This is a genomic window from Marinobacter sp. C7 (genome assembly GCF_022343555.1).
GTDB lineage: Bacteria > Pseudomonadota > Gammaproteobacteria > Pseudomonadales > Oleiphilaceae > Marinobacter.
In genome coordinates, this window is sequence record NZ_JAKQZH010000001.1 from 2,083,180 (window position 1) to 2,109,590 (window position 26,411).

24 protein-coding genes are annotated in these 26,411 nt (G+C 60.6%); 10 read left to right on the forward strand and 14 right to left on the reverse strand.

Annotated features, from left to right (window positions below; genetic code table 11):
• Positions 1 to 12 precede the first annotated feature (12 nt).
• On the reverse strand, positions 13 to 1,074 hold the full coding sequence (gene lptG / locus MD273_RS09620) for an LPS export ABC transporter permease LptG (protein WP_239037513.1): 1,062 nt from the start codon (positions 1,072 to 1,074) through the stop codon (positions 13 to 15).
• Positions 1,067 to 2,170, reverse strand: a complete 1,104-nt coding sequence (gene lptF / locus MD273_RS09625) for an LPS export ABC transporter permease LptF (protein WP_239037514.1) — start codon at positions 2,168 to 2,170, stop codon at positions 1,067 to 1,069. Before lptF ends, lptG begins: the two co-directional genes overlap by 8 nt.
• A 230-nt stretch (positions 2,171 to 2,400) precedes the next feature.
• On the opposite strand from lptF, the gene MD273_RS09630 reads away from it, so the two are divergent.
• The 5 genes from MD273_RS09630 (at position 2,401) to MD273_RS09650 (ending at position 8,995) form a co-directional block, all read left to right on the forward strand.
• Positions 2,401 to 3,894, forward strand: a complete 1,494-nt coding sequence (locus MD273_RS09630) for a leucyl aminopeptidase (protein ID WP_239037515.1) — start codon at positions 2,401 to 2,403, stop codon at positions 3,892 to 3,894.
• Entirely contained in the window at positions 3,894 to 4,406 is a 513-nt protein-coding gene (locus MD273_RS09635; RefSeq protein WP_239037516.1) for a DNA polymerase III subunit chi, read from the forward strand. Before MD273_RS09630 ends, MD273_RS09635 begins: the two co-directional genes overlap by 1 nt.
• A gap of 257 nt (positions 4,407 to 4,663) precedes the next feature.
• Positions 4,664 to 7,516 carry a valine--tRNA ligase gene (locus MD273_RS09640; RefSeq protein ID WP_239037517.1) on the forward strand — a complete coding sequence of 951 codons (2,853 nt, stop codon included), beginning with the start codon at positions 4,664 to 4,666 and terminating at the stop codon, positions 7,514 to 7,516.
• Positions 7,517 to 7,521: 5 nt separating this feature from the next.
• Positions 7,522 to 8,481, forward strand: a complete 960-nt coding sequence (locus tag MD273_RS09645) for a ketopantoate reductase family protein (protein ID WP_239037518.1) — start codon at positions 7,522 to 7,524, stop codon at positions 8,479 to 8,481.
• Positions 8,438 to 8,995, forward strand: coding sequence for a cob(I)yrinic acid a,c-diamide adenosyltransferase (locus MD273_RS09650; RefSeq protein WP_239037519.1), 558 nt, complete (start codon positions 8,438 to 8,440; stop codon positions 8,993 to 8,995). Before MD273_RS09645 ends, MD273_RS09650 begins: the two co-directional genes overlap by 44 nt.
• 27 nt (positions 8,996 to 9,022) lie before the next feature.
• Here MD273_RS09650 and ampE read toward each other — a convergent pair whose 3' ends face one another.
• Genes ampE through MD273_RS09665 form a run of 3 tightly spaced genes read right to left on the reverse strand, consistent with a single transcriptional unit; the run spans position 9,023 to position 12,680 of the window.
• Positions 9,023 to 9,910 carry a regulatory signaling modulator protein AmpE gene (gene ampE / locus MD273_RS09655; protein WP_239037520.1) on the reverse strand — a complete coding sequence of 296 codons (888 nt, stop codon included), beginning with the start codon at positions 9,908 to 9,910 and terminating at the stop codon, positions 9,023 to 9,025.
• Positions 9,910 to 10,503 carry a 1,6-anhydro-N-acetylmuramyl-L-alanine amidase AmpD gene (ampD, locus tag MD273_RS09660; protein ID WP_239037521.1) on the reverse strand — a complete coding sequence of 198 codons (594 nt, stop codon included), beginning with the start codon at positions 10,501 to 10,503 and terminating at the stop codon, positions 9,910 to 9,912. The genes ampE and ampD overlap by 1 nt, the downstream gene beginning before the upstream one ends.
• Positions 10,503 to 12,680 carry a DUF1631 domain-containing protein gene (locus MD273_RS09665; RefSeq protein ID WP_239037522.1) on the reverse strand — a complete coding sequence of 726 codons (2,178 nt, stop codon included), beginning with the start codon at positions 12,678 to 12,680 and terminating at the stop codon, positions 10,503 to 10,505. The genes ampD and MD273_RS09665 overlap by 1 nt, the downstream gene beginning before the upstream one ends.
• A 219-nt stretch (positions 12,681 to 12,899) precedes the next feature.
• Here MD273_RS09665 and nadC point away from each other — a divergent pair, with 219 nt between their 5' ends.
• Complete coding sequence (gene nadC, locus MD273_RS09670; RefSeq protein ID WP_239037523.1) at positions 12,900 to 13,739, forward strand: carboxylating nicotinate-nucleotide diphosphorylase; 840 nt, start codon at positions 12,900 to 12,902, stop codon at positions 13,737 to 13,739.
• A 6-nt stretch (positions 13,740 to 13,745) separates the two neighbouring features.
• Here the strand turns inward: nadC and MD273_RS09675 are convergent, their stop codons facing one another.
• From MD273_RS09675 to MD273_RS09695, 5 genes are read right to left on the reverse strand one after another with little or no spacing between them, the layout of a single operon-like run.
• Positions 13,746 to 14,081, reverse strand: coding sequence for a YqcC family protein (locus MD273_RS09675; RefSeq protein WP_239037524.1), 336 nt, complete (start codon positions 14,079 to 14,081; stop codon positions 13,746 to 13,748).
• An 8-nt stretch (positions 14,082 to 14,089) separates the two neighbouring features.
• On the reverse strand, positions 14,090 to 14,887 hold the full coding sequence (locus tag MD273_RS09680) for a ParA family protein (RefSeq protein WP_239037525.1): 798 nt from the start codon (positions 14,885 to 14,887) through the stop codon (positions 14,090 to 14,092).
• Between the two features lie 55 nt (positions 14,888 to 14,942).
• On the reverse strand, positions 14,943 to 15,641 hold the full coding sequence (hda, locus tag MD273_RS09685; protein WP_239037526.1) for a DnaA regulatory inactivator Hda: 699 nt from the start codon (positions 15,639 to 15,641) through the stop codon (positions 14,943 to 14,945).
• A complete protein-coding gene (locus MD273_RS09690; protein WP_239037527.1) occupies positions 15,638 to 16,198 on the reverse strand; it encodes a CDP-alcohol phosphatidyltransferase family protein in 561 nt (186 codons plus the stop codon). The genes hda and MD273_RS09690 overlap by 4 nt, the downstream gene beginning before the upstream one ends.
• Before the next feature lie 21 nt (positions 16,199 to 16,219).
• Positions 16,220 to 17,530: a DUF2066 domain-containing protein gene (locus MD273_RS09695; RefSeq protein ID WP_239037528.1), complete on the reverse strand. Its 1,311-nt coding sequence runs from the start codon at positions 17,528 to 17,530 to the stop codon at positions 16,220 to 16,222.
• 133 nt (positions 17,531 to 17,663) lie between these two features.
• Here MD273_RS09695 and purM point away from each other — a divergent pair, with 133 nt between their 5' ends.
• The 3 genes from purM to MD273_RS09710 all read left to right on the forward strand — a co-directional run bounded on the left by purM (position 17,664) and on the right by MD273_RS09710 (position 20,213).
• A complete protein-coding gene (gene purM, locus MD273_RS09700) occupies positions 17,664 to 18,728 on the forward strand; it encodes a phosphoribosylformylglycinamidine cyclo-ligase (protein WP_239037529.1) in 1,065 nt (354 codons plus the stop codon).
• Positions 18,725 to 19,387 (forward strand): phosphoribosylglycinamide formyltransferase, encoded by a 663-nt coding sequence (gene purN, locus MD273_RS09705; RefSeq protein WP_239037530.1) that lies wholly within the window; start codon positions 18,725 to 18,727, stop codon positions 19,385 to 19,387. Before purM ends, purN begins: the two co-directional genes overlap by 4 nt.
• A 73-nt stretch (positions 19,388 to 19,460) precedes the next feature.
• Positions 19,461 to 20,213, forward strand: coding sequence for a DUF3108 domain-containing protein (locus MD273_RS09710; protein WP_239037531.1), 753 nt, complete (start codon positions 19,461 to 19,463; stop codon positions 20,211 to 20,213).
• Here MD273_RS09710 and MD273_RS09715 read toward each other — a convergent pair.
• The 4 genes from MD273_RS09715 to apbC all read right to left on the reverse strand — a co-directional run bounded on the left by MD273_RS09715 (position 20,210) and on the right by apbC (position 24,169).
• Complete coding sequence (locus MD273_RS09715; protein WP_239037532.1) at positions 20,210 to 21,487, reverse strand: valine--pyruvate transaminase; 1,278 nt, start codon at positions 21,485 to 21,487, stop codon at positions 20,210 to 20,212. The two genes, MD273_RS09710 and MD273_RS09715, sit on opposite strands and share 4 nt — an antisense overlap.
• 65 nt (positions 21,488 to 21,552) lie before the next feature.
• Positions 21,553 to 22,152: a YjaG family protein gene (locus tag MD273_RS09720; RefSeq protein ID WP_239037533.1), complete on the reverse strand. Its 600-nt coding sequence runs from the start codon at positions 22,150 to 22,152 to the stop codon at positions 21,553 to 21,555.
• Positions 22,149 to 22,715 (reverse strand): dCTP deaminase, encoded by a 567-nt coding sequence (dcd, locus tag MD273_RS09725; RefSeq protein WP_092002980.1) that lies wholly within the window; start codon positions 22,713 to 22,715, stop codon positions 22,149 to 22,151. Before dcd ends, MD273_RS09720 begins: the two co-directional genes overlap by 4 nt.
• Before the next feature lie 353 nt (positions 22,716 to 23,068).
• Entirely contained in the window at positions 23,069 to 24,169 is a 1,101-nt protein-coding gene (gene apbC / locus MD273_RS09730; RefSeq protein WP_239037534.1) for an iron-sulfur cluster carrier protein ApbC, read from the reverse strand.
• Between the two features lie 191 nt (positions 24,170 to 24,360).
• Between apbC and metG the strand changes: the two genes are divergently transcribed.
• Positions 24,361 to 26,391 (forward strand): methionine--tRNA ligase, encoded by a 2,031-nt coding sequence (gene metG / locus MD273_RS09735; RefSeq protein WP_239037535.1) that lies wholly within the window; start codon positions 24,361 to 24,363, stop codon positions 26,389 to 26,391.
• The last annotated feature ends 20 nt before the right edge of the window (positions 26,392 to 26,411 follow it).

The following is a 26,411-nucleotide window of genomic DNA, read 5'->3' on the forward strand; positions in this document are numbered from 1 at the left end:
CGGGGCCGGGGATCACCCGGCCCGCCGCATGAGCACGGCGCCCACTGCCGCATTGACGGCGATCGGAATCAGCACCGCAAGCATCGGGTTGAAACCGTAAACCACGCTCATGGGCCCGAGCAGGTCCTGCATGTATTTGAACAGCAACCCGACCAGCAGCCCGGTGAATACCCGGAACCCCATGGTGACGGACCGGAGCGGCCCGAAGATGAACGAGATGGCAACCAGGACCATCACCGCCGTCCCCAGCGGCATCAGGGTCTTTTTCCAGAACGCCAACCAGTAGTTGGCCGCATTCAGATCCTGCTCGCCCAGATAGGTTGCGTAGGTGTAGAGGCCGCTCATCGACAGATTCTCGGGCTTTACGATGAGCACGCTCAGCACCTGCGGAGACAGCCCGGTCTCCCACCGAAGGACCTGCCTCTTTTCCAGGCGGGTGCCATCCTCCTCGATATGGGTTGTCCTGACCTTTTCCAGTGACCAGTGATCGCCCTGGTAGATCCCGCGCTCGGCAAAACTGGAGGACTCCAGTTGCATGTCGTCATTGAAACGGAACAGGGACACACCGTACAACACACCGTTGGGCTGCACTGCGTTCAGGTGCATGAAGACGTTGCCTTCCCGGTGCCAGACGCCCTGGGCGGACGCCACGTTCTTCCCTGCCCCAAGGGCGACGGCCTTCTGGCTCTGGGCGTAACGCTCGGCCGGCGGCGCCACGTATTCCCCGATCAGCACTCCCAGCAGCACCACCACCAGAGCCGGCTTCATGGCCGACCACACAATCCGCTTCAGGGAGACACCGGCAGCCCGGATAACCGTAAGCTCCGAGGAACTGGCCATGGAACCGAGGCCAATCAGACAGCCCATGAACGCCCCCAGCGGAAGGTAGTCATAAATCCGCCGCGGCAGCGTGAGCATCACGTACCAAAGTGCCTGCAGCGTGTCGTAATCGTTGCGGGTATCCTCGAGCTCACCAATGAAGGCAAAGATCAGGTCCAGCGACAGCACCACCACCATGACCAGGAACATAGCCCCGCCCACGGTGCGCATGGTGTAACCGTCAATCTTACGCATGGGCGGCCCCCTCCTTCATCAGACGGCGCCGACGCAGCCAGGGAGGACCAAACTGCAACCAGAGACCAAACAGCAGGAACAGGGCATGGACCCAGAGCATGCCGACCCACTCCGGCACTTTGCCATCAGCCAGGGCATCCCGGGCCACGATTAACAGGCCGAGGTAAGTGATGTAGACCAGCATGGCCGGCAGCAGGTGGAAAAACCGCCCCTGCCTCGGATTGACCCGGCTCAGACGCACGGCCAGCAGCGTAATGATGGGAACGATCAGGGGCAGGGAAAGGCGCCAGTGGAGCATTGCCCGGTCCTCGGGATCATCCGATGCCCACAGCCGGGCAGTACTGACACCGTCCTCGAGTTCGACATCACGCGCCGTGCCACTTTGGATTTTGAGCCCATAGGCACCGAATTCCGTCACCTTGTAGTCCAGCGCCCCGGGTGAGCCGTCAAACCTGGCGCCCTGCTCCAGGATCAGAAAGCGGCTCCCGGTTTCCTCATCAATAAGCTGGGAACCGGCCTCCGCCGTGATAATGCTCAGACCTTCCCCGTTTCGGCCATATTCGGCAATGAACACGCCCTCCAGCCGACGTTTGTCATCACTCAGATCCTCCGTGTAGGTCACCCGACCACCGGAGAGCAGGTTCTGGAACCGGCCCGGTGCCAGCATCTCGAACTCCGTCGCCTTGGCCTGCTCGGCAAAAATATATTCCACCTGTTTCATGCCCCATGGGGACACATACAAGCTCATAGCGCCGACGGTCAGCATTACCGGCAGACTGCCCAACAGAGTCTTGGCCAGTAACTGCCGGTCACTGGTGCCACAGGCAAACAGAACGGTCATCTCGCTTTCCAGGTACATGCGGCCATAGGCGAGCAGAATGCCGATGAACAGCCCAAGCGGCAGAATAAGCTCAAGGAAACCGGGGAAGCGATACATCATGATCAGCGCCAGCACATCGGCCGACAGCTTGCCCTCGGCTGCGCTGGCCAGGTACTTCAGGAATCGGCCGCTCATAAAGACCAGCAGCAGGATGCCGGAGACAGCAACCATGCTGATCATGACCTGGCGAATGAGATAACGGAAAATAATACTCAAAACGGTCTCTCTGGCCGCACCTGCGGAAACGAATGGAGGAATCCGGAAACAGCGCGTATTCTATGTAACCTTTGGTCTGAATGACAGAGCCGGGGAATTACATCCGGGCCACAGCCTCACTGGCTCTACCCGGTTGATAAATCCCCTGCCGCCCCCAAATGCTAGACTAGAACAGACATCCAGCCCGCATCCCCGCGGGCGTTTCTTCCGAATAACCAACAGGAGTTGCCATGAACTTCAGCCTGAGCAGCAAAGCTATCGCAACCACCAAGGCGGACTGCCTTGTCGTCGGCGTGCCCGAAAAAGGCGACTGGCCCGAGTCGACCACCCACGCGGACGAAGCGCTCGACGGACTGATCAAGAAGCTGCAAACGGCAGGAGACATCACCGGCAAGAACGGCAGCACCGGCGTATTCCCCCTGGACGGCCGCCCCTGGAGCCGCCTGCTGGTCGTCGGCACCGGCAAGAACGACGATCGTACACCGGCCAACTTCCGCAAGGCCGTTACCGCCGTTCTCGGCGCCCTCAAGGACGGCCCTTCGAAAAGCGCACTGATCGCCATGGCGGACACCCAGGTCAAGGGTGAGCCGGCTGTCAGCTCCGAAGAAGCCCTGCTGAACGTCATCGGCCGTATCCTCGAAGAACAGCTCTACACTTTCAGCCAGTTCAAGAGCGACAAGCCCGCCTCCCGGAAGCTGAACAAGGTGACCGTGGTCGCGTCCGGCGGCGGCAAAGCCCTCAAAGACGCCTTCAACCTTGGCCTCGCTACTGGCCGCGGCATGAACTTCACCCGTGACCTGGGCAACACCCCGCCCAACATCTGCCACCCGATCTGGCTCGCCGACCAGGCCAAACAGCTGGCCAAGGAACACGACTGCATCAAGACCGAAGTGCTTGATGAAAAACAGATGGAAAAGATGGGCATGAACACCATCCTCGCGGTCGGCAAAGGCAGCACCCAGCCCCCAAGGCTGATCGTCATGGAATACCGCGGTGGCAAGACCAAGGACAAGCCCTACGTTCTCGTGGGCAAGGGCATCACCTTCGACACCGGCGGCATCAGCCTGAAGCCGGGCGAAGGCATGGATGAAATGAAGTACGACATGGGCGGCTCCGCCAGTGTCTTCGGTACCATGAAAGTCCTGGCCGAGACCAAACCCAAGATCAACGTCGTCGCGGTCGTGGCCGCTGCCGAAAACATGCCGGATGGCGGCGCCTCCCGTCCGGGCGACATCGTTACCACCCTGTCCGGCCAGACCGTCGAAATCCTCAACACCGATGCCGAAGGCCGGCTGGTGCTGTGTGACGCCCTTACCTACGTGAAGAAATTCGACCCCGAAGCGGTGATCGACATGGCCACCCTCACCGGCGCCTGCATCATCGCCCTCGGCAACCAGGCCACCGGCCTACTGGCCAACAACGATGAGCTGGCCAACGAACTGCTCGCCGCCGGCGAGCGCACCGGCGACCGCGCCTGGCGCCTGCCCCTCTGGGACGAATACCAGAGCCAGCTCGACAGCAACTTCGCCGACATGGCCAATATCGGCGGCCGCCCGGCAGGCACCATCACCGCCGCCTGCTTCCTGTCCCGATTCGCCAAAGACTACCGCTGGGCCCACCTGGACATCGCAGGCACCGCCTGGCTCTCCGGCAAAGCCAAAGGCGCCACCGGCCGCCCGGTACCGCTGCTGGTTGACTACCTCATGTCCCACGCCGGCAAATAATGCAGGACAGTCAGCCCCAGAACACCCCGGACCCCGGCAGCCCCGCTGCCGGCCCGTCCGGGCAGGAAGATCGGAACCAGCGCTACTGGTTCCACATCCTCGCCAAAAACACCCCCGCTGCCCGCAACGTCCACGCCGTCAAACTCGTGGACAAAGCCTGGCACCAGGGTGACCGCGTCTGCGTCGTCTGCGACACCATGCAACAGGCCCAGGAACTGGACGACCTCCTCTGGAACTTCAGCCCCGACGCGTTCATCCCCCATGCCATCATTCCGGATTCAGCCACCACCTGCACCGACCGCGTTGGTATCCTGCTGTGCCCGCCGGTGGCCGAAGACTGGGATACCGTGATCATCCTCTCCACCACCCTGCCGGCGGATGCGGACCGTTTCAAAAGACTGGCACTGGTGGCCCACAATGATCCGAACGTACTGAATCAGGCACGGTCCCACTTCAAACAACTTCGAGCTCTCGGCATCGAACCCAGAGTCCACGACCAGCGAAAGCGCTAACGAGCGAACTACTCACAGGCCGCTGCGTCGGAGGAAAAGTCCCTTTCCAAAACTGTTGAGGGCCAGGGACGGCCCGAAACAAGCGCACATGGACGTGCTCGTAGCGTGTTTTGGAAAGGGACTTTTCCTCCGGCGCCACACCCAAGCAAGCAGTCCTGAAAGATCAAAAGCGAGGTTCGCCGCAAACAACCCGACCATGTATAATCGGGCGTCTAATTTTTCCCTTGTGAATCAACCAACGGTCACTGCAGAAACCCATGGAAAAAACCTACCAGCCAGAAAACATCGAGCGCCAGTGGTACGAAAACTGGGAATCCAAAGGGTACTTCCGCCCCAGCGGTGAAGGCCAGTCCTACAGCATCGCCATCCCGCCCCCCAACGTGACCGGCAGCCTTCACATGGGCCATGCCTTCCAGCACACCATCATGGACACCCTGACCCGATACAAGCGCATGCAGGGCCGCAACGCATTGTGGACCGTCGGCACCGACCACGCCGGCATCGCTACCCAGATGGTCGTCGAGCGCAAACTGGCTGCGGAAGAAAATAAAACCCGCCACGATCTCGGCCGGGAAGAGTTCATCAAACGCATCTGGGACTGGAAGGAACACTCCGGTGGCACCATCACCCGCCAGATGCGCCGCCTCGGCAACTCCGTTGACTGGGACAACGAACGCTTCACCATGGACGACGGCTTCTACAAGGCCGTCCAGGAAGTTTTCATCCGCCTCTACGAAGACGGCCTGGTCTACCGTGGCAAACGCCTGGTCAACTGGGACCCGAAACTGCATACCGCCATCTCCGACCTCGAGGTCGAGAACAAGGAAGAAAAAGGTTTCTTCTGGCACCTGCGCTACCCGCTGGCTGACGGCGCTACAACACAGGACGGCAAAGACCATGTTGTTGTTGCCACGACCCGCCCGGAAACCATGCTGGGCGACACCGCCGTAGCTGTACACCCGGAGGACGAGCGTTATCAACACCTGATTGGCAAGCACGTTCTGCTGCCCCTCGTTAACCGTCGGATCCCCATCGTGGCCGACCACCACGCCGATCCCGAGAAAGGCTCCGGCTGCGTAAAGATCACCCCGGCCCACGACTTCAACGACTACGCCGTGGGCAAGCGCAACAACCTGCCCATGATCAACGTCATGACCCAGGACGCCAACATCCGGGACGTGGCCGAGGTCTTTAACGCCGATGGCACCGAAAACACAGAAATTGACGGCACCATGCCGGCCGCCTACTCCGGCCTGACAAGGGAAGACGCCCGCAAACAGATTGTCGCCGACATGGAAGCGGCCGGGCTCGTTGAAAACATCGAAGACCACGTGCTGAGTGTGCCCCGTGGCGACCGCTCCGGACTGATCATCGAGCCGATGCTGACCGATCAATGGTTTGCCGATGCCAAGACCCTGGCCAAGCCAGCCATCGAAGCCGTCGAGGACGGCCGTATCCAGTTCGTGCCCAAACAGTACGAGAACATGTACTTCGCCTGGATGCGGGACATCCAGGACTGGTGTATCTCCAGGCAACTGTGGTGGGGCCACCGGATTCCGGCCTGGTACGACGCCGAAGGCAACATCTACGTCGGCCGCAGTGAAGCGGAAGTGCGCCAGAAGCACAACCTGGCCGCCGACGTTGCTCTGGAACAGGACGAAGACGTGCTGGACACCTGGTTCAGCTCCGCCCTGTGGACCTTCGGCACCCTGGGCTGGCCGGAAATCACCGAGCGCCTGAAGACCTTTCATCCCACCGACGTGCTGGTCACCGGCTTCGACATCATTTTCTTCTGGGTCGCCCGGATGATCATGATGACCATGCACTTCATGAAGAACGAGGACGGCACGCCGCAGGTACCGTTCCACACGGTCTACGTCACCGGCCTGATCCGGGACGAGCATGGCGACAAGATGTCCAAGTCCAAGGGGAATGTTATCGATCCGCTGGACATGATCGACGGCATCGGCCTGGATGACCTGCTGGAGAAGCGGACCGGCAATCTGATGCAACCCAAGCTGGCCGAGAAAATCGGCAAGCGCACCAGGAAGGAATTCCCCGAAGGCATCGCCGCCCACGGTACCGACGCCCTGCGCTTTACCCTGGCGGCCATGGCCACCACAGGCCGGGACATCAACTGGGACATGAAGCGGCTGGAAGGCTATCGCAACTTCTGCAACAAGCTGTGGAACGCGGCCCGCTACGTGCTGATGAACACCGAGGGCGAGGACTGCGGCGTGAACGACGAGCCGGTAGAACTGTCCCTCGCCGACCGCTGGATCATCAGCGAGCTGCAGCACTGCGAGCAGGAAGTCATCCGGCACCTGGACCAGTACCGCTTTGACCTCGCCGCTTATGCCCTTTATGAGTTCATCTGGAACGAGTACTGCGACTGGTACCTGGAGCTGTCCAAGCCGGTACTGAACGACGACAACGCCAGTGCGGAGGCCAAGCGTGGTACCCGCCGTACCCTGGTACGGGTGCTGGAAGCGGTTCTGCGTCTGGCCCACCCGATGATGCCCTTCATCACCGAGGAAATCTGGCAGCGCATCGCACCGCTGGCGGGCAAGACCGGCGACAGCATCATGCTGCAGCCGTTCCCGCAGCCGGACGAAAGCAAGCAGGATGCCGCCGTCGCCGCCGACATCGAGTGGCTCAAAGGCGTGATTGTGGCCGTACGGAACATCCGTGGCGAGATGAACATCTCGCCGGGTAAACAGGTTCCGGTTCTGCTCAAGGGCGGCAGTGCCGAAGACCAGCGCCGCATGAACGACAACCGGCAGTTCCTGATCTCCCTGGCCAAGCTGGAAAAGCTGGAGTGGTTCGAGGGTGACAAGGCCCCCATGTCCGCCACCCAGCTGGTGGGCGAGATGGAGGTCCTTGTGCCCATGGCCGGCCTGATCGACAAGGACGCCGAGCTCAAACGCCTGGACAAGGAACTGGACCGCCTGCAGAAAGAAATCGGGCGCCTCGAAGGCAAGCTCGGCAACGAGAAGTTCACCGCCAAGGCCCCGGCCGAAGTGGTGGAAAAGGAGAAGGAAAAACTCCGCGATGCCCAAGGCAGCCTGAAGCGGCTGAGCGACCAGCGGGCCGACATCGAGGCGATGTAAGCCCCATGATCGGTATCCTGGGCGCAGGCTCACTGGGGCGGCTCTGGGCCGCCCTGCTCCCGCAGGACCAGGTGGCCTTTCTACCGCGGCCGGATGCTGATCCGGCCCCGGCTCTCCTCAGCTACTCCTTCGAATCCATCCAGGGCAGCCAGCGTAGCCTGGCCCTGCCGTGGCTCCAACAGCCGGACGACCTGAGCTTGCTACTGGTCACCACCAAGGCCGGCGACACCCTGACTGCCCTGCAGCATTGGCTGCCGAAGATTCCGGAATCGGTCCCCATCGTTCTGTTCCAGAACGGGCTTGGCAGCCAGCAGGCTGTGGCGGACACCTCGCCCCAACGTCCCATCCTGGCGGCGTCCACGACCGAGGGCGCCAACCGGCCGGATCCGAATCGGCTCGTCCATGCCGGTTCCGGTGAAACCTGGGTTGGTGCGCTGACTCCCAGGGCCCGGCCGGAACTTCCCGGTGTCGTCGCACAGCTCGCAACCACCGGGCTTGTTGTCCATGCGGAAGACCAGATCCTCGTTCGGCTCTGGCAAAAACTGGTGGTTAACGCCGGCATCAACCCCTTCACGGCCATCCTCGACTGTCCCAATGGCGATATCCTGGCCAACGATTTCTTCCAGCGTCACATTGATCCACTCTGCAGGGAAATCGCCGGGCTGATGGCCGCCGAGGGCATTGGTGATCCCACCGCAGGGGAATTGCGCCAGAGGATCGAGACCGTCGCCCGCAACACCGCCCGGAACACCTCCTCCATGCGCGGTGATATCCTGAACAGGCGGACCACGGAGATCGACTTCATCAACGGGTACCTGGTGCAGCTCGGACAGCGCCTTGATATCCCCACACCGGTGAACCAATTGCTGACCGACAGGGTAAAACAACTGTCGCCACATAAAGAGTCAGAGGAGTTTCCTGATGGGCAATCGCCTTTCGAAGATCTACACCCGCACCGGGGATGACGGTTCCACCGGCCTCGCCGACGGCAACCGTATCGCCAAGAACGCCCAGCGGGTAGAAGCCATGGGTACGGCCGACGAACTCAACTGCCACATCGGTCTGCTGATCGAGACCCTGGACCAGGACGACGAGCTGATCGAATCCCTGCGCCGCATCCAGCACCACCTGTTCGATCTCGGTGGCGAATTCGCCATTCCCGGAAGCCGGGTTATCGGCGACGACCATATCCAGTGGCTCGAGGAAACCCTGGATCGACATAACGAGCATCTGCCGCCGCTGAAGAACTTCATTCTGCCCGGAGGAACACCGGCGGCCGCCCAGTGCCACCTTGCCCGTGCCGTTTGCCGTCGGGCCGAGCGGGTAGTTGTGGCACTCGGCCACGAGGATTCCATCAATACAGCGTCACGTCACTACCTCAACCGGCTTTCGGACCTGCTGTTCGTCATCGCGCGGGTGCTTGCGCGCCGGGATGGCGGTGAAGAGATTCTCTGGGAACAAAAAAAATCCGGCCTCTAAGGGCCGGATTTCGTCGATCCACAAACCTCACACAGCGCCGGAAATCACAAGCAGCGCAAGCCCACAGAGCCACGCCAGCATCGACCGATCGAGCAGATCCCTCACTGCAGTCAGGCTGGAGGAACCGAAACGGGACCACTCGTCCGGATGCACCTGCAGGAACCTTTCCGGATCAAGTGCATAGCCGGTCAAAGCACTGTTCGCTGATTCGGCTAGCACCTCTGCGGCCGGCTTTCGGAGGGCCAGCAGCAAGCTCCTCGCTTCACTGAGCCAGCCAGCAAGATCACCGGCAATCCCGAAGGTTACCGAGACCAGGCGGGCAGGAATCCAGGCCAGCCATTCGGCCCAACGGACAAATCGGGGCCGGGCCGCCGCCTGGGGCCATTGCTCCGCCAGCGCCACCACCCCGCGGGCTACTATGGCCGCGGGCATGCCACCGATCACGAACCAGAACGCCACCAGAAAGTAACGCTCGAACACCGAAACGATGAAGGCCCGTGACAGCGACAGGTGCATGCTTTCGGCAGAACTGTCCTCCCGGCGATCCTCCACAGGCAACCGGTCACGGACATGATGCCAGGCAGCCTGCATATCGTCCCTGCTCCAGGCATCGGAATAGGCCCGCAGGGTCCGCTTCCATCCCGGAGCCCCCATCATCGCAACCAGCACCACAAACTCCACCGGATAGACCAGCCACCGCAGGCCGTAACCGATCAGCAGGTACTCCAGCAAACCGCTCAGGAACGCGGGCAAAAGCACCAGCGCAAGCCCCCCGGCAACACTGGTTTCGGCGCCCGCGTGAACCCGGCTGCCCCGGTGAAACCAGGATCGCCAGAGAGCGTCTCCCGAAACATGTCCGGCACTGTCCAGCTTTCGGCGCACAAGGTAAGCCAGCAGGAAGACGATGAGCACCATCAGGCGAGCTCTCCGGATCCGGAGCGGGACTGCAGACAGGCCATGAAATGCTCCCAATCAAAGGCGGGGCCCGGATCGGTCTTGCGACCGGGCGCGATATCACTGTGACCGGCAATCCGGCTGGTATCAATCTCCGGCCATGCGGCCATCACCTGACGGGCAATGTCAGCGAGTTTCCGGTACTGGGCCTCGGTATAGGGAATGTCATCAGCCCCTTCCAGCTCGATGCCGATGGAAAAGTCATTACACTCCTCCCGCCCATCAAAACAGGATCGCCCGGCGTGCCAGGCCCGATCCAGCAGGCTGACAAACTGGATGACCTCGCCGTCCCGGCGAATCAGCGCGTGCGCGGATACCTGAATGTGGGCAATGGTTTCAAAGTAGGGATGAGCGGACGGATCCAGGCAATTGCAGAAAAAATCCTGGATTTCCGGACCACCGAACTGTCCAGGCGGAAGGCTGATGTTATGAACCACCAGCAGGCTGATGCCGGCCCCGTCCGGCCTTGGCCCGAAATTGGGCGAAGGCCACCAGACAGCCCCCGGAAGGCGTCCTGTTTCCCTGAGTCTGTCGATCCCGGATTCGGAAACCATCAGTCTTTTCTGCTGCTGCGCAGGTTATCGATGATGGACTCGAGTGCCCGGTCGAAGATCAGACCGTCATCCAGCATTCCGATCTCGCCGGCAGCCATGGCCCGGGCCAGCTGTTCGCGCGGGTATTCGGCCACTTTCGCTCCGCTGCGGTTGACGAAAATGTATTTGCCGGTCGCCTTGATAAAGGCAGCCAGCTTGCAGCGGATCCGGTTGTCGTCGCGGTTCAGCTCGATCCAGGAACCAACCCGAAGGCTGTCCGCACGAGCCAGCCATTCCGCTTCGATGCCGGAGTCTTCGTCCGAAACCGCAGCAGCATCGGCGAGACCGGCATCGGCCAGCGGCTCTTCCGGGGCAGCTTCCGGAGCACCCGCCGGCGCCTCCGGCTGAGGCACGGCCGTCACCAGTCGCTGGAAGACATCCACATGGGCCAGTTCCAGATCCCGGATTGCAGAATCCGTGGCAAAGGGATCCCACGAGATTTCCTGCATGGCCTTGCGGAATTCGTCCACGATTGCGGGAATCGCCCGTAAAAGCTCGCTTCGCGTTGTTTCGGTGATCGGCCTGGGATCGACACTCCACACCAGACGTTCCGTGAATTCCTGAGCGGCTTTCCAGGCCTCGCTTTGCTCTCCCTGGCGCAGAAACACCCACTGGAGATAGCGGGTCCAGGGTTGCTCGAGCAGCGCAAGCACTTGCTCCGGTATCTGCCGATTACTGACAACCCCGGACACCATGGTGTCCGCCATTTCATTGGCCCGTTCCTGCCGCGCCCGACCTTCCTCGGCATCCCTGAGGCGCTGCTCGACCAACTCCCGGCGGCGGCGATCCAGGTCCATGAAATGGCTGAAATCCTGGAGCAACTCCTCGAACAGCGACACATTGGTTGTGAATTCGTTCAGGATCCGGTCCACGATGTATTCAATCTTCTCCCGGAACGGATCCCGCTGACCCGGCCTCTTTTCTGTCCAGCCAATAGCAGACAGCGCCATGTCGTTCAGGAGCTTACGAACCGGGTGGCCGCCCCGGTTGAAGAAGTTCGGATCGCTGAGGGCCACCTTCAGCACCGGTATCTGCAACCGCGCAATCAGAGCCTTCATCACCGCATGGAGCTGGCGATCTTCAAGAATGAAATCAAACAGCATGGACACGAGGTTGATCACATCGTTGTCCATCTGCCCCACTTGCAGGGGCTTGCCCTCGTCCGTCTTCAGAACCAGCAGGATCTGCTCCCTGAGGGGTACCACCTGATCGACTTCCCAGCTCACGACCTGAACCTGTACCTGGCTGAGCTTTGACATCAGCCCGTCAGTATCCAGGAACGCAACGCCGGACTGGCCGACCTCTGCACGGGAGGACTCGTCCCCCTGACGCAATAACGCGCTTAATTCCGAGAAGGTCGCACCTGCCCCTTCCTCGCCACCGGCAGCCGCCTGACCTTGCGCGGAACCGGAGGACTTGCCTGCCGAAGGGGGGGACGATTTGCCCACGGGAGGGCGTTTCATATCCGGGAGCACCCCTTCGTCGATCAGCGTCTTGTTCGCGTCCTGATAGAAATTGGCAAGGATTCCCACCAATAGCTTGTCAAACAGCTTGAGCACCACCAGCTTGGCCCGGATGTCGATATCCAGGTCGGCGCATGCCTCACTGACACCACCACAAATAACTTCGGGGCTCAGGGGCATCTGGCTGTCGGAGAGTTCGATGTCGGCGACAAGATGATTGACCCGGACTGTCAGCAGCCGGATTGCATCGGCATAGCGGTTACGCAGCTTGTTGACCAGGTTATCGATGGCAACCTGCTGCTCGAGCTCACCATGGTCCATCAGGCTGAGGTTGTCGTGATCTATTTCCTCAAGATCCCCCTGGGCAACGTGCGGACGAAACCGGCCGATCTCGTTGAAAGCCCGGGAAACATACTGCAGGATCGAAACAGAGATGGATTTGCGGCGGAGGCGGAGTTCCCGCATGGCATCGAAATAGGCAAGCTGGCCGTGTTCGTTGCCGGCACGGTCTGCCAGTTCGAACAGGGCATCGTCAGAGCGATCAAAAAACTCGTTGAGAACGGATTTCAGTTCCCTGCCCGAAGTATCCCGCAAACGGATCAGTGCAGGTGGCAGCGAGAACTGGCCCGCCGGCTTCCGGTCCTGAAAGCTGACTACCTTGTTATCCTGCGCCATTGCCTAACTCCGGGGTCATGGATTGTAGAGTGCCTGTTTGTATAAGTTACTATAATAGAAGCTCTTAGCGTCAGATTCTGTCAGATTTTGTCACCAAATGTGTCGCACAGGAGCCCATCAGGGTCAAATGTGACAGGCCTCACATTTGGTAATCGGGAAACATGGCTTTAGAATCTTGCGCCAGATTTCCTTTCCCATGACCAGACCGGACCCGACACCATGCTCCCTGCCGAACTCCTGCGCCAGTCCAGAATCGAAACCGTTGCCCAAAGCCTGAGAGAGGACATCGGGGACGGCGACATCACTGCCCGACTGATTCCGGCCGACAAACTGGCCACAGGCCGCGTCATCACCCGTGAAGCCGCCACCCTGGCCGGCCGGGCGTGGGTCGACGAAGTCTTTCGCCAAGTGGACCCCCAGGTGACGCTTCGATGGCAGGCTCAGGATGGTGACCGGGTCTCCCCCAATCAGGTCCTGTTCACCATGGAAGGCGCCGCCCGCAGCCTGCTGACTGCCGAACGCACCGCCCTGAACTGGCTTCAGACCCTGTCCGGTGTGGCGACCACCTGCTCGGCCTATGCCGGGAAAGTCGCTCACACCGACGTCAAACTCCTGGATACCCGCAAAACACTCCCGGGACTGCGGCTTGCAGAGAAGTATGCGGTTACCTGCGGTGGCTGCCACAATCACCGGATCGGGCTCTGGGATGCGTTTCTGATCAAGGAAAACCACATCGCTGCCTGCGGCTCGATTGCCAAAGCCGTTGAGGAGGCGCGTCGCATTGCGCCGGGCCGCCCGGTCGAGGTTGAAACGGAAAACCTCGACGAGCTCGATCAGGCACTGGCGGCAGGCGCCGACATCATCATGCTCGACGAGTTTTCACTGGATGACATGCGAACCGCCGTGAAGGTCGCAAACGGCAAGGCCAGGCTCGAAGCCTCCGGAGGCATCAATGACCGGACCCTTGTCCCGATTGCCGAGACCGGCGTGGACTACATCTCCATCGGTGCGCTGACGAAAGACCTGAAGGCGGTGGATCTGTCCATGCGCCTGGACTGACCGGAATTATTTCCCGGACAGCAGCTCGTCCATTTTCTCCAGTTCCCGGATCAGCCCGTGGCCGGACTCCGGCCGGCCACGGAAGTGCTCCTCTGCCATCGGCGCAATACCCGACACCTCCGGCAAGGGGTGGCCATTTTCGATCAGGATTTTCATCCGCTCCACGAAGACAAACTGGAGCCACTGGGTGAACTCCATGGTGTCCAGACAGAAGGGCTTCTCGCTCTGAAAGGCTTCCTCGGGCGGCGGTTCGCTCTCCCAGACCTCCAGTTGCCGGAGTTCGATCTCGATCTGTAGCAGGCTGTCCGCTACCCGGGCAACGGTGGTGTGTGAATCAGTCATGCAATTACCTAGTCGGTCAGCGGCTCCAGCTCCACCGCCTCACCATGCAGGACCCGGAACAGGTCTTCATACTGGCGGGTTAACGGATGCTTTGGAGCCATGTGAATGAGTGGCTGCCGGCTTTGATGGGATTCCTTCATCTTGACCGAGCTGGACAGCCGGACCGGCAATACCGGCAGGCCTTCCTCGGTGAGCTCCATGACCAGCTTCCGCGGAAGGCTGGCTCTGGGCTGGAACTGGTTGGCGATAATGCCCTCCACCACCAGGTCCTGGTTATGGTCTTCCTGCAACTCCTGGATCTCGTTGAGGATGTTGTACAGCGCCTGACGCGAGAAATCGTCGCAGTCAAACGGAATGAGGCACCGCTGGGCAGCAATCAGTGCGGAACGGGTGTAGAAGTTCAGCGCCGGCGCGGTATCAACATAGATCGCATCGAAACTGTCGCCCAGTTTTTTCAGGGCCTCCCGGAGCTTGTAGATCTTGTGCTTGGCTTCAAGCTTGCGCTCAAGAAAGTCCAGCTCCGGGCTCGAGGGCATCACGAACAGATTGTCGAACGGCGTCGCATGCACGAACTCGTCCGGGCGGCGGTTGAAGACGGTAAACGCCACCGTCTGCTCCAGCAGGTCGGCAACCGTATCTCTCAGCTCTGCCGCCGGCCTGCCCAGCAGGTAATGCGTCGAGTTGCCCTGGGGATCCAGATCGACCACCAGCGTCCGCTTTCCCCGGGCAGCACTGATGGCCGCCAGGTTGCAGGTGATGCTCGATTTGCCCACCCCGCCTTTCTGATTGAATACAACCCGTCTCATGTCGTCCCTCCGTTAACCTGAATTGGTTTTACCGTCCTTTGTATCATTGCGGCCTTCACCATCCCATGACCGTTTTGACGAACGGGATGGTCAGCCGTCTCTGTGCCTGCAGGGAATTCTCGTCCAGAACATCAAGCATGGCCAGCAAATCACCCAGGCGCCGCGGCGCGCGGCGCATGATGAAACTGGCGACATCATCGCTCATGACCAGGCCACGCTGCTCGGCCCTGGCCCGGAGAATGGTCTGGCGGTCCTCATCCCGGTAGATGCCCAGCTGCAAAGTCAGCCCGTGAGTGAGCCGTGACACCAGATCGGGCAGGCGAAAGCCCAGAGAGGCCGGAACTTCCGAAAGGCTGACCATTAACAGGCCATGGCGGTCGTGAATCCGGTTGTAAAGGTGAAAAACCGCCTCTTCCCATGCCGGGTCACCGGCAATTCGGTCGAGGTCGTCCAGGCAGACCAGGTCCTGCGTGTCCAGACCCGCCAGCGCCTCTGGACCGAACGGCTCCAGCTCCACGATACTGATGCAGACGGCGGTGCGGCCACGAGCCTCGGCATGGTGGCAGGCGGCCTGCAGCAGATGGCTTTTCCCGGTATCCGAGTCACCGCAGATCACCACCACCGGCACTCCGGCCGGTTGATCGCAGATCACTTTGAGGCGCTGTGCGGCCTCTATGTTGCGATCTCCGTGGAAGTTGTCAAACCGGGCATCGTCCCGCAACTTGACGCCCAGAACCAGCTGGGAAGCGCTCATGACTGCTTGGCCCTCCAGGCCCGCACACCCCAGACCACCATGTAGTGCCCGCCACTGATCACGGCCGAAACCGCCACCAGCAGGATACCCGCTTCCAGGACCCATGGCTGCATGGGCAACCCGGCCAGCAGGATGATAATGGCCAGCACCACCACAATCTGGATCAGCGTATTGATTTTACCGAGCATGCTCGGCTCCATGTCATATCGCCCGACGCCGTAATGATAGGCAAGCGCGCCGACAACGATCAGAAGATCTCGCCCAAGCACCACGATGAATAGCCAGGTCGGCAGCACCGAGGTCAATGTCAGCATCAGGTAGGCGGTGATCAGCAACGCCTTGTCTGCCAGCGGATCCGCAATTGCACCAAGCCGGGAGCGCCAGTTGTAGCGCCTGGCCAGGAACCCGTCAAAGCCATCGGAAACAGCGGCCACGAAGAAAATAATCAGGGCCAGCTGGTAGTTTTCAAGTAACAGGGCGCCGGCAAAGGGAGCTATCAGCACAATACGCAGAAATGTCAGCGCATTGGGTATCCACCGCCAGCGTTGAGATCTCACAAGGCTCCCTCCGGCAACGCCCTATTCTTCCCCGGCATTTCCAATGGCTGATGAAGGCTGCCAACGGTAGTACAACACCTGGTACAGCGACTCGAAGGCCTGTTCCGCACCCTCGGCATCCAATGGCAAGGCCTCGGTCGCGGGCTCGGTACCCGCCGTCTGATTGCCCGCGCCGGTCGTTTCCGACGTGCCACCTTCCCCGGCGCCCGCTTCCGGGCTGGCTTCCGCCTCGGGCGTGGATTCAGTTTCCGGCACTGCCTCTGCATCCGGCGCTGCCGCTTCTTCCTCCGGTTCCGGCTCCGCTGCGAAGGAACCGCTATCCAGCGGGATAAAGCGGGGGTCCAGTGCCACGTATTGCTTGAGCTGGTCCAGTTCGCCGCTGAAGGTGACTCGCAGCGTCAGCTGATCCCCCTTAACCCGCGAAGCACCCACCGCGCGGACCGGCGTAAACCCTTCGAGAACCTGGGTAACCCTGCCGTAGTCCGCCACGGATTGAATGCCCTGTACCAGAATATCAACCTGCGGAAGATCACCGACCTCACCCGCAGCAACCGCATAGCGACCGGCATAGCGATCCGCCCAACGGTCAATGACGGCCTGGGCCAGAGACCGGGGGTCAGGTGCCGTCACCACTTCCTCGCCACCGTCCATCGTCATACCGTCAAAAACCCAGCCGGCCCGCCATTGACCGCCACTCTGGCTGACACGCACCAGGGCCATTACGTCATGACTGATATCGGAAGCCGAAGACCGGACACGTCCGACAAACTGGCCCCAGATCTCCGACAGCAGCTCCCGATCTCCCTGAAAGCGCCCGGGGGGCAGCGCCAGCGGAAGCCCCCGCTCACTGGCCGCCTGCTGGAAAAGAGATTGCCACTGGTCTGCTCCGCCACCCTGGGTGACCAGACGCCGCGAGCCGCGGTCCTCGACGGCAACCCAGGCCAGGGTCAGTGGCCGGTTGGCTCCCCACACGGGCGCATCGATCGACGCCAGTGCGCGGTTTACACCCACCGCGCCGAACGACATCTGCAGACGGTTACCACCGTCCTCGCCCCGGAGGAACTGGTAGGAAAGCAACAGGGACTCTGCTTCGGCAAGCACCGACTGGATACCGTCTCGGGCCAGCACATCCCGGCTTCCGGAGACCCGCACCAATACGCGGCGCAAGCCCTCGGCATAACCTTGCTGCAATTGAGCGGTGGAGGAGCCGTCAACCGGAACCTCAACGGAATAGAGCCCGGAAACTGTTACTGCCTGAGCCGGCGCACCCAGAAAGGCAAAGCCCAACAACAAAACGGCCGCCCGCACGGCAGCCCTGGATACCCGCGCCAAGTATTGTCCTTTTACTGACATGAATCACCCTGGTGTTCGCATGGATGGCGCATAGGATACACCATGGCCTATACAGTGAGTAGCTGTTAAAATCCGCGGCCTGTCCCACTTTTGCCAACGGTCTTACAACACCATGAGCGAACAGAAGCCCTCCCTGACTTACCGCGACGCCGGCGTTGACATCGACGCGGGCAACGATCTCGTCAACCGTATCAAGGACACAGCGGCCCGCACGCGCCGGCCGGAAGTTCTTGGTGGCCTTGGCGGCTTCGGCGCCATGGTATCGATTCCTGCCGGTTACAACGAGCCGGTACTGGTCTCCGGCACCGACGGCGTTGGCACCAAGCTTCGGCTGGCCATGCAACTGGACAAGCACGACAGCATCGGCATCGACCTCGTGGCCATGTGCGTCAACGACCTGGTGGTCGGTGGTGCCGAACCCCTGTTCTTCCTGGACTACTACGCCACCGGAAAACTGAACGTGGATGTTGCGGCCCAGGTCGTTGCCGGTATCGGTGAAGGTTGCGAGCAGGCGGGCTGCGCCCTGGTGGGAGGCGAAACCGCAGAAATGCCCGGCATGTACGAGGGCGAAGATTACGATTTGGCAGGGTTCTGTGTAGGCGTTGCCGAGCGTAGCGAAATCATAGATGGCAGTCGCGCTCAACCGGGCGACGTCCTGCTGGCACTGGGATCGTCGGGCCCCCACTCCAATGGTTATTCACTGATCCGCAAGATCATTGAAGTCAGCAATGCTGACCTGCAGCAGCCCATTGACGGGACGACCCTCGCCAACGCCCTGATGGCACCTACCCGGATTTACGTCAAGAACCTGCTTCAACTGATCCGTGAAGTTGACGTTCGCGCCCTGTCCCACATCACCGGTGGCGGGCTTCCGGAAAATATCCCCCGGGTCCTGCCGGCAGGCACCGTCGCCGCCATAGATACCGAGAGCTGGGAGCTGCCTCCGGTATTCCAATGGCTGAAAGAGGCCGGCGGCGTGGCCAGTGAGGAGATGTACCGAACCTTCAACTGCGGGATTGGCATGATCGTCTGCGTACCCGCCAATCAGAAGGACCTGGCCCTGGATACGCTTACCGCCATGGGCGAGACCGTCTGGCAGGTGGGCGTGCTCGAAAGCGCGGACAATACCGAATCCGATGCAGTGGTCCGCTACGCACCGGGGCTGTTGTCGGCATGAAGGCAGACAAAGCCCCACTTCCCAAGATCCTGGTTCTGGTCTCCGGTAGCGGCACCAACCTTCAGGCGCTGATTGATGCGAGCCAGGAGCGGGACTTTCCGGGCCAGATCATCGCCGTTGGCTCCAATCGCCCCGGGGCCTTTGCCCTGGAACGCGCTGCCCAGGCCAACATCAAGACCTTCGTGGTCGACCACACCGGTTACGAGAGTCGCGAGGAATTCGATGCGGCCCTGATGGCCGAGATCCGTCGCCACAACCCGGACCTCATCGTTCTGGCCGGGTTTATGCGGATTCTGACCACGGATTTCGTCCGGGCTTTCCGTGGCACCATGCTCAACATACACCCCTCGCTGCTGCCCAAATATACCGGTCTCAACACCCATCAGCGCGCCATTGAAGCCGGTGACACCCTGCACGGGGTATCCATTCATTTCGTGACAGAAGAGCTGGATGGCGGCCCGGTGATCGCCCAGGCAGAGGTAAACGTTGCTCCGGACGACACACCGGAGTCTCTGGCGGAGAAGGTCCAGGAAAAGGAGCACATTCTGTATCCGATCGTCGTGCGCTGGTTTTGCGAGGGCCGGATCCAGCTCGGCAGTGACTACATCCTCTTCGACGGCGAGATTCTGAAAGCTCCGATGCGGCTGCCCGACAACTGAACAGATTGTCATCCTCATGCCGCCAGGTAGGAGCTACACTGTCGCAGACTTGGACAGTTTTAAGGTTTGGCTCATGCGCGTGTCAGGACTATCCAGAAGATACTGCAGAATCCCGGCATTCCGGCAACTGACGTTGCTGGGGTTCCTGCTATTGCCCATTATCGCCGCGGCACAGGAACCGGCCCCCGAGCTGATACCCTCCCGGGTGAGCTACACCGCCACCATGGACAAGGGTCTCGAGATCAATGGCACCGCCGTGCGCAGCCTTACCTCCCAGGGCAACGGCATCTGGCTGTACCGCACGGATGTCGATTCATTCATCGCGGACATCGACGAATCGCTGGTCCTGAAATGGGAAAGCGGCCGGGTGATCCCCCTGCGCTACCGCTACCGGCTCTCCGGGGTCTTCATCCGGGACCGGGAACAGTCCATCGACTTTGACTGGAGCAAGGGAATCGCAACCGGCAGCTACCGTGATAGCGGTTTCCAACTGCCACTGAAGGAAGGTGCACTGGACCCGCTCGGCTACCAGCTTCAGCTTCGCCAGGACATCAAGGCGGGCAAGCGGGAAATGAGCTATCAGGTCATCGATGGCAACAACTATGACGAAGAGAAGTTCGCCGTCATCGACGAAGAGCAGGTCTCGACCAACGGTGACACCATCACTCTGCTGAAAGCGGAGAAGGTCCGGGGCGAGAATGCCCGGCGCCAGACTCTGATGTGGTTCGACCCACAACAGGATTTTCTGCTGTCGCGCCTGCTTCAGGTGGAACCGGACGGCAGTCGTTACGAGTTGCGGCTGCAGGAGGCTAAACTGGGCAATTAACCCTCGCCTTCGGCCTCCGCCCAGACCGTTTTCACTTCATCCGCAATAATCCGCAGGCCTTCAGCCACACGCTCATCATCCTGGGAATAGGTTACCCGCAGGCATTCGTGGCGATGACGCCAGCCGTCTTCCGGCAGCCCGGGGAAGAAGTAGTGACCGGATACCACCAGCACACCCCTGCCCTTCAGCCGCTGGTAAAGCTCCAGGCTGGAAATGGGCAGATCCGGAAACCACAACCAGAGGAACATGGCACCTTCGGGTTTGTGGATGTACCAGCGGCAGCTGTCCTCGCCCATGGCGTTCCGGAACTCGGTAACCGCCCTTTCCATCTTGGCCTTGTAGAAGGGGCACACCACATCGCGGCTCAGGGACAGGATCTCACCCGACCGCACCAGCGGCTCCGCCAGCATCGCACCGAAGCTGCCGGTGGCCAGGTTCAGGATCGCGTTGATGCCGGACAGCGCCTTGATGATCGGCTCGGCCGCAATAACGATCCCCGTCCGGGCGGCCGGCAGTCCCAGCTTGGATAGACTCAGGCAGAGAATGATCTGTTCGTTCCAGGTGGGGTGCGCATCCACAAAGAGCAGGTTCGGGAACGGGGTTCCATAGGCACCGTCGACAATCAGGGGAATATCGTGTTGCCTGGCCATCACTTCCAGCCGCGCCAGCTCCCCGTCGGTGATGACGTTGCCGGTCGGATTGGTCGGGCGCGACACACAGATCGCCCCGGTTTCCCCGGTGACCTCCACAGCATCGAAGTCCACCCGGTACTTGAACTCATGGGCATCGGTGAACGAAATGTCCGGCTGCACAGCCCGGAACAGCTCTGGCTCGATCCCGGCGTCGGCATAACCGATGTACTCCGGGGCCAGCGGCAGCAGGATATGCTTGCGGTGACCGTCGCCGTAGTCGCCGCCGAACATGTTGAACAGCATGAAGAATGCGGCCTGGCTGCCATTGGTCAGGGCAATGTTCTCGGGTTTGAGCCCCCAGCCATACTCCCGGTTGAGCAGGTCTGCCAGCGAGGCAATGAACTGCTTTTCGCCCTGGGGTGGGTCGTAGACCCCGACCAGGCGCCGGACATCGTCCTCGCTCCGGCTCATCTCCGCCAGAATTTCCTGTACCCGCTGCTGGATCTCGGGAATGTGCCCGGGATTCCCTCCTCCCATCATGATCATGTCATCCCCGGACGCCATGGCATTTCCCAGATCATCCATCAGGGACGTGATACCGGCATCGGCGGTGAATTTGCGACCAAAAGCAGAGAGTTTCATGGCTCTATCCAATCAGGGCTGACTAGCGGGTTTATCATTAAGTGTAGCGCGGACAACCAGCTTATTTAGCTGTCCAGGGCAATTCCGAGATTGCTGACGCCGTCGTTGGCGGCATCCGCCTTCAACTCGGCGATAAAGGACTCCTTCGGCACCCGCTGGCGTTTCAATGCCAAGACCAGGTCCCGCTGGAACATCTTGTCCTCTTTCATCAGGGGGTGATGATCCAGCATACGCACGAGCTCATCCTCGGGCAGGTCTTCGCCTTCGGACATCTCGATGAAGTTCATCACCGTTGCAGTGGCCAGCTGGGAGGCCTCGGTTGCCCGATGTTTATTGGGATTCAGGCGATTGAGCAGGGCCTGCTCCAGTAACTGGCAGAAGTCGAACGCCGGATAGACGCCGTAGGCGTCGTAGTCGTCCACGCTGGGTGACAGCGTCTCGAGTTTGCTCAGTAACTGGGGAATCGCGGCCTCGCTGACGTCTTTCTGGAGCATATCCCAGGCAAGGTCCAGAAGCTGGCGCATCTTGGCGCCCGTTTTCAGGCCAACGGCGTCAGCAAACAGGGCATAGTTCGGAAACGAGCGTTCCGCAAGGGCGAGCAGGAAGGCGCATTCACGCCACCCCTGCAGTTGTGCGACGGCTTTGAGAAACTGGTTGGCGTTCATGTCCTGGGCAGGGTCACGCCGGTCTGGCCGAGATATTTGCCACCGCGGTCCTTGTAGCTGGTCTCGCAGACTTCGTCGGATTCGAAGAAGAGCATCTGGGCAACGCCTTCGTTGGCATAGATCTTGGCCGGCAGGTTGGTGGTGTTCGAAAATTCCAGGGTCACCTGCCCTTCCCACTCGGGCTCGAGCGGAGTGACGTTGACGATGATGCCGCAGCGGGCGTAGGTGCTTTTACCCAGGCAGATGGTGAGTACGTTGCGCGGGATGCGGAAGTACTCGACGGTGCGCGCCAGGGCGAAGGAGTTCGGTGGAATGATGCAGACGTCACCGGTGTAGTTGACGAAGCTGTTGTCGTCAAAGTTCTTGGGGTCGACGGTGGCGCTGTGAACGTTGGTGAAGATTTTGAATTCGTTGCTGCAGCGGACGTCGTAACCGTAGCTGGAGGTCCCGTAGGAGATGACACGGCCTTTTTCGGTTTCGCGAACCTGTCCGTGTTCGAACGGTTCGATCATGCCGTGTTGTTCGGACATCCGGCGGATCCACTTGTCGGATTTGATGCTCATCGATGAAGTCTCGTTTCCACTGGAAAAATTGAGGCGTAGTTTACCTGTTCCCCGGGGGTCTGTCGAAGCTTGTGGAGGTCTTGCCTTTTGGGCTGCGGCTTTCGGCTCGGGCCTCAGGATTTGGGGGCTGCGCCCATAGGGGCTGCCTTCCAAAAACCGCTACGAGCACCCCTCCGGGGTCCAGCCAGCAATCACAGATTGCTGTCGTTCGGCTGTCGCATGAAGCTCCGCTTCATAAACGCTCGGCCTCACCCATGTGCGCTTGTTTCCGGCCATCCATGGCCTCCAACATTTTTGGACGGCTTTTCCTGCGTCCGTGAACGGACCGCGTTCTGGCCCGCCTGCGAATCCGGTCAGTGTTCGGTTACGGAAACACTGGAGATTGAACCGGACAGGTTACGCTCCCGGGTGGACAGCTCTGCCCCAACCCGGCGCGCTATGTCCCGGTAACGGCGCGCCACTTCGGAATCCGGCTCGGCGATAACCGAGGGTGTGCCACCGTCGGTCTGCTCCCGGATGGTCATGTGCAGAGGCAACTGGCCCAGGAGGGTCGTGTCGTATTCCTCGGCGATGCGTTCGCCGCCACCGTGGCCGAACAGGGGTTCTTCGTGGCCGCAGTTGCTGCAGATGTGGACGCTCATGTTTTCGATCACGCCCAGCACCGGGATGTCGACCTTGCGGAACATTTCGATGCCTTTCTTGCCGTCCAGCAGCGCGATGTCCTGAGGCGTGGTGACGATGACGGCGCCGGTGACCGGGACTTTCTGGGCCAGGGTGAGCTGGATGTCGCCGGTGCCCGGGGGCATGTCGATGATCAGGTAGTCGAGTTCGTCCCAGAGGGTCTGTTGCAGCAGCTGCATGACGGCCCCGCTGACCATGGGGCCGCGCCAGACCATGGGGGTTTTCTCGGTGACGACGAAGGCCATGGAGTTGGCTTGCAGGCCGTGGGCCTCCATGGGGACGAAGTATTTGTTCTCTCGGGTGTCCGGGCGCTTGCCTTCGGGGACGCCGAGCATCATGCCGATGCTGGGGCCGTAGATGTCGGCGTCAAGGATGCCGACTCTTGCGCCTTCGGCCTGGAGGGCCAGGGCGAGGTTGACGGCGGTGGTGGATTTGCCGACGCCGCCCTTGCCGGAGGCTACGGCGATGATGTTCTTGACGCCCGGAACCGAGGGAATGTCCTTCTGGACTTTGTAGGAGTGGATCTTCTGGCCAACGTGGACGTCGGCGCTGTCAACGCCGTCGACGTTCTCCAGGGCGTTGGTGACGATCTGTTTGAGCGCTCCGGCAATGCCCTTGGAAGGGTATGGTAATTCGACCATCAGGGTAACTTGGCCACTTTCGTCAGCGCTCAGGTTTTTGACGGCGCCAAGCTCGTACAGGTCCTTTTCAAGGTAAGGGTCCCGGTATTCGCGGACAGCGGCTTCCAGGGCCTGCTGGGAAATCTGGGTCATCGGATTCTCCGGAATAAGCTCATGAACACGGAAACGGGTGTTTCAGGTGAAAAATTGCTGCTTGGAAGGTATCATCTGTGCCCGTTTCTGACCATATGGGGGCTTTACCTGGAGCAATCAATTCAGGATCTGCGACAGAACCCCGTTTTTTGTCTTTCCAACCCTTACCAACAGAAGGTTCGGACATCACCATGACGCAAGCGAGCAAGCATCAGCGCGACATTCTGGTTACCAGCGCCCTGCCCTATGCCAACGGGCCGATCCACCTGGGTCACCTGCTGGAGTACATTCAGACTGATATCTGGGTGCGCTACCAGAACATGCGTGGCCACAACTGCTACTACGTTTGCGCCGACGATGCCCACGGTACCGCGATCATGCTGCGGGCCGAGCGGGAGGGGATTACGCCGGAACAGCTGATCGACCGGATCAGTCAGGAACACCAGGAAGACTTTGCCGGCTTCCATATCCGCTTCGACAACTACTATTCCACCCACTCGGAGGAGAACCGGTATTTCTCCGAGTACATCTACCGTCAGCTGCAGGAAAACGGGCACATCGCGACCCGGAACATCACCCAGTTCTTCGATCCGGAGAAGGAGATGTTCCTGGCAGACCGTTTCATCAAGGGCACCTGCCCCAAGTGCAAGACGGAGGACCAGTACGGCGATAACTGTGAGGCCTGTGGCGCCACCTACACGCCGGCCGAGTTGATCAATCCGCGTTCTGCGGTCTCCGGCGCGACCCCGGTGGAGAAGCAATCCGAGCACTATTTCTTCAAGCTTCCGGATTTTCATGACTTCCTGGCCAAGTGGACCCGTAGCGGTACCCTGCAGCCGCAGGTGGCCAACAAGCTCGCCGAGTGGCTCGATGCCGGACTGCAGGAGTGGGACATCAGTCGTGATGCGCCCTACTTCGGCTTCGAGATTCCGGATGCGCCGGGCAAGTATTTTTATGTGTGGCTGGACGCGCCGATCGGCTACCTGGCCAGCTTCAAGAACCTGTGCAACCGGGAAGGCATCGATTTCGAGCACTTCTGGAAGGCGGATTCCGAGGCCGAGGTCTACCACTTCATCGGCAAGGACATCATCAACTTCCACGCCCTGTTCTGGCCGTCCATGCTGCATGATGCCGGCTTCCGGACACCGAGCGCGGTCTGGGCCCATGGCTTCGTCACCGTCAACGGCAAGAAGATGTCCAAGTCCCGGGGTACATTCATCATGGCGCGCACCTACCTGGATCATCTGAATCCGGAGTACCTGCGCTATTACTTCGCGGCCAAGCTTACCGGCAGCGTCGATGACATGGACCTGAACCTGGAGGACTTCGCGGCGCGGGTGAATTCGGATCTGGTGGGCAAGGTCGTCAACATCGCCAGCCGCAGTGCCGGCTTCATCACCAAGCGCTTTGACGGTCAGCTGGGCAAGGTGACCGAGCATGGAAAGCTGAAGGAATTCATCGAAGCAGGTAAAGAGATCGAGGAGTTCTTCGAGGCCCGTGAATTCGGCCGAGCCATGCGCCGGATCATGGAACTGGCGGATATCGCCAACCAGTATGTCAACGACGAACAGCCGTGGGTGATCGCCAAACAGGAAGGCCAGGACGATAACCTGCAGGCGATCTGTACCAATGCCATCAACATGTTCCGGATCCTGATGACCTACCTGGCGCCGGTTCTGCCGAAGACCGCCGAGGCCTCCGAGGCGTTCCTGAATGCGATGCTGGACTGGAACAACCGGGCTGAACTGCTGGAAAACCACGGCATCAACAAGTTCAAGCCGCTGATGAACCGGGTGGACATGGCGCAGATCGAGAAAATGCTGGAAGCTTCCAGGGAGGAACTGCCTGCAGCGACCGGTAAGCCCGAGCCCGCAGCCAATCTGGAGCCGATCGCCGATGAGATAGAATTCGGTGATTTCGCGAAAGTCGACCTCCGGGTTGTTAAAATTGTCAAAGCCGAGCATGTGGAAGGTGCCGACAAACTACTTCGCCTGACACTTGACGTGGGACATGGCGAACGCAACGTGTTTGCTGGTATCAAGTCCGCATATAAGCCGGAAGATCTGGAAGGCCGTATGACGGTGATGGTGGCCAACCTGAAGCCGAGGAAGATGAAGTTTGGTATGTCCGAGGGCATGGTTCTGGCAGCCGGCCCGGGCGGCAAGGACATTTTCATCCTGTCTCCGGACTCCGGCGCGACCCCGGGCATGCGGGTAATGTAAGGCAGCGCGAGGAAGAGCAG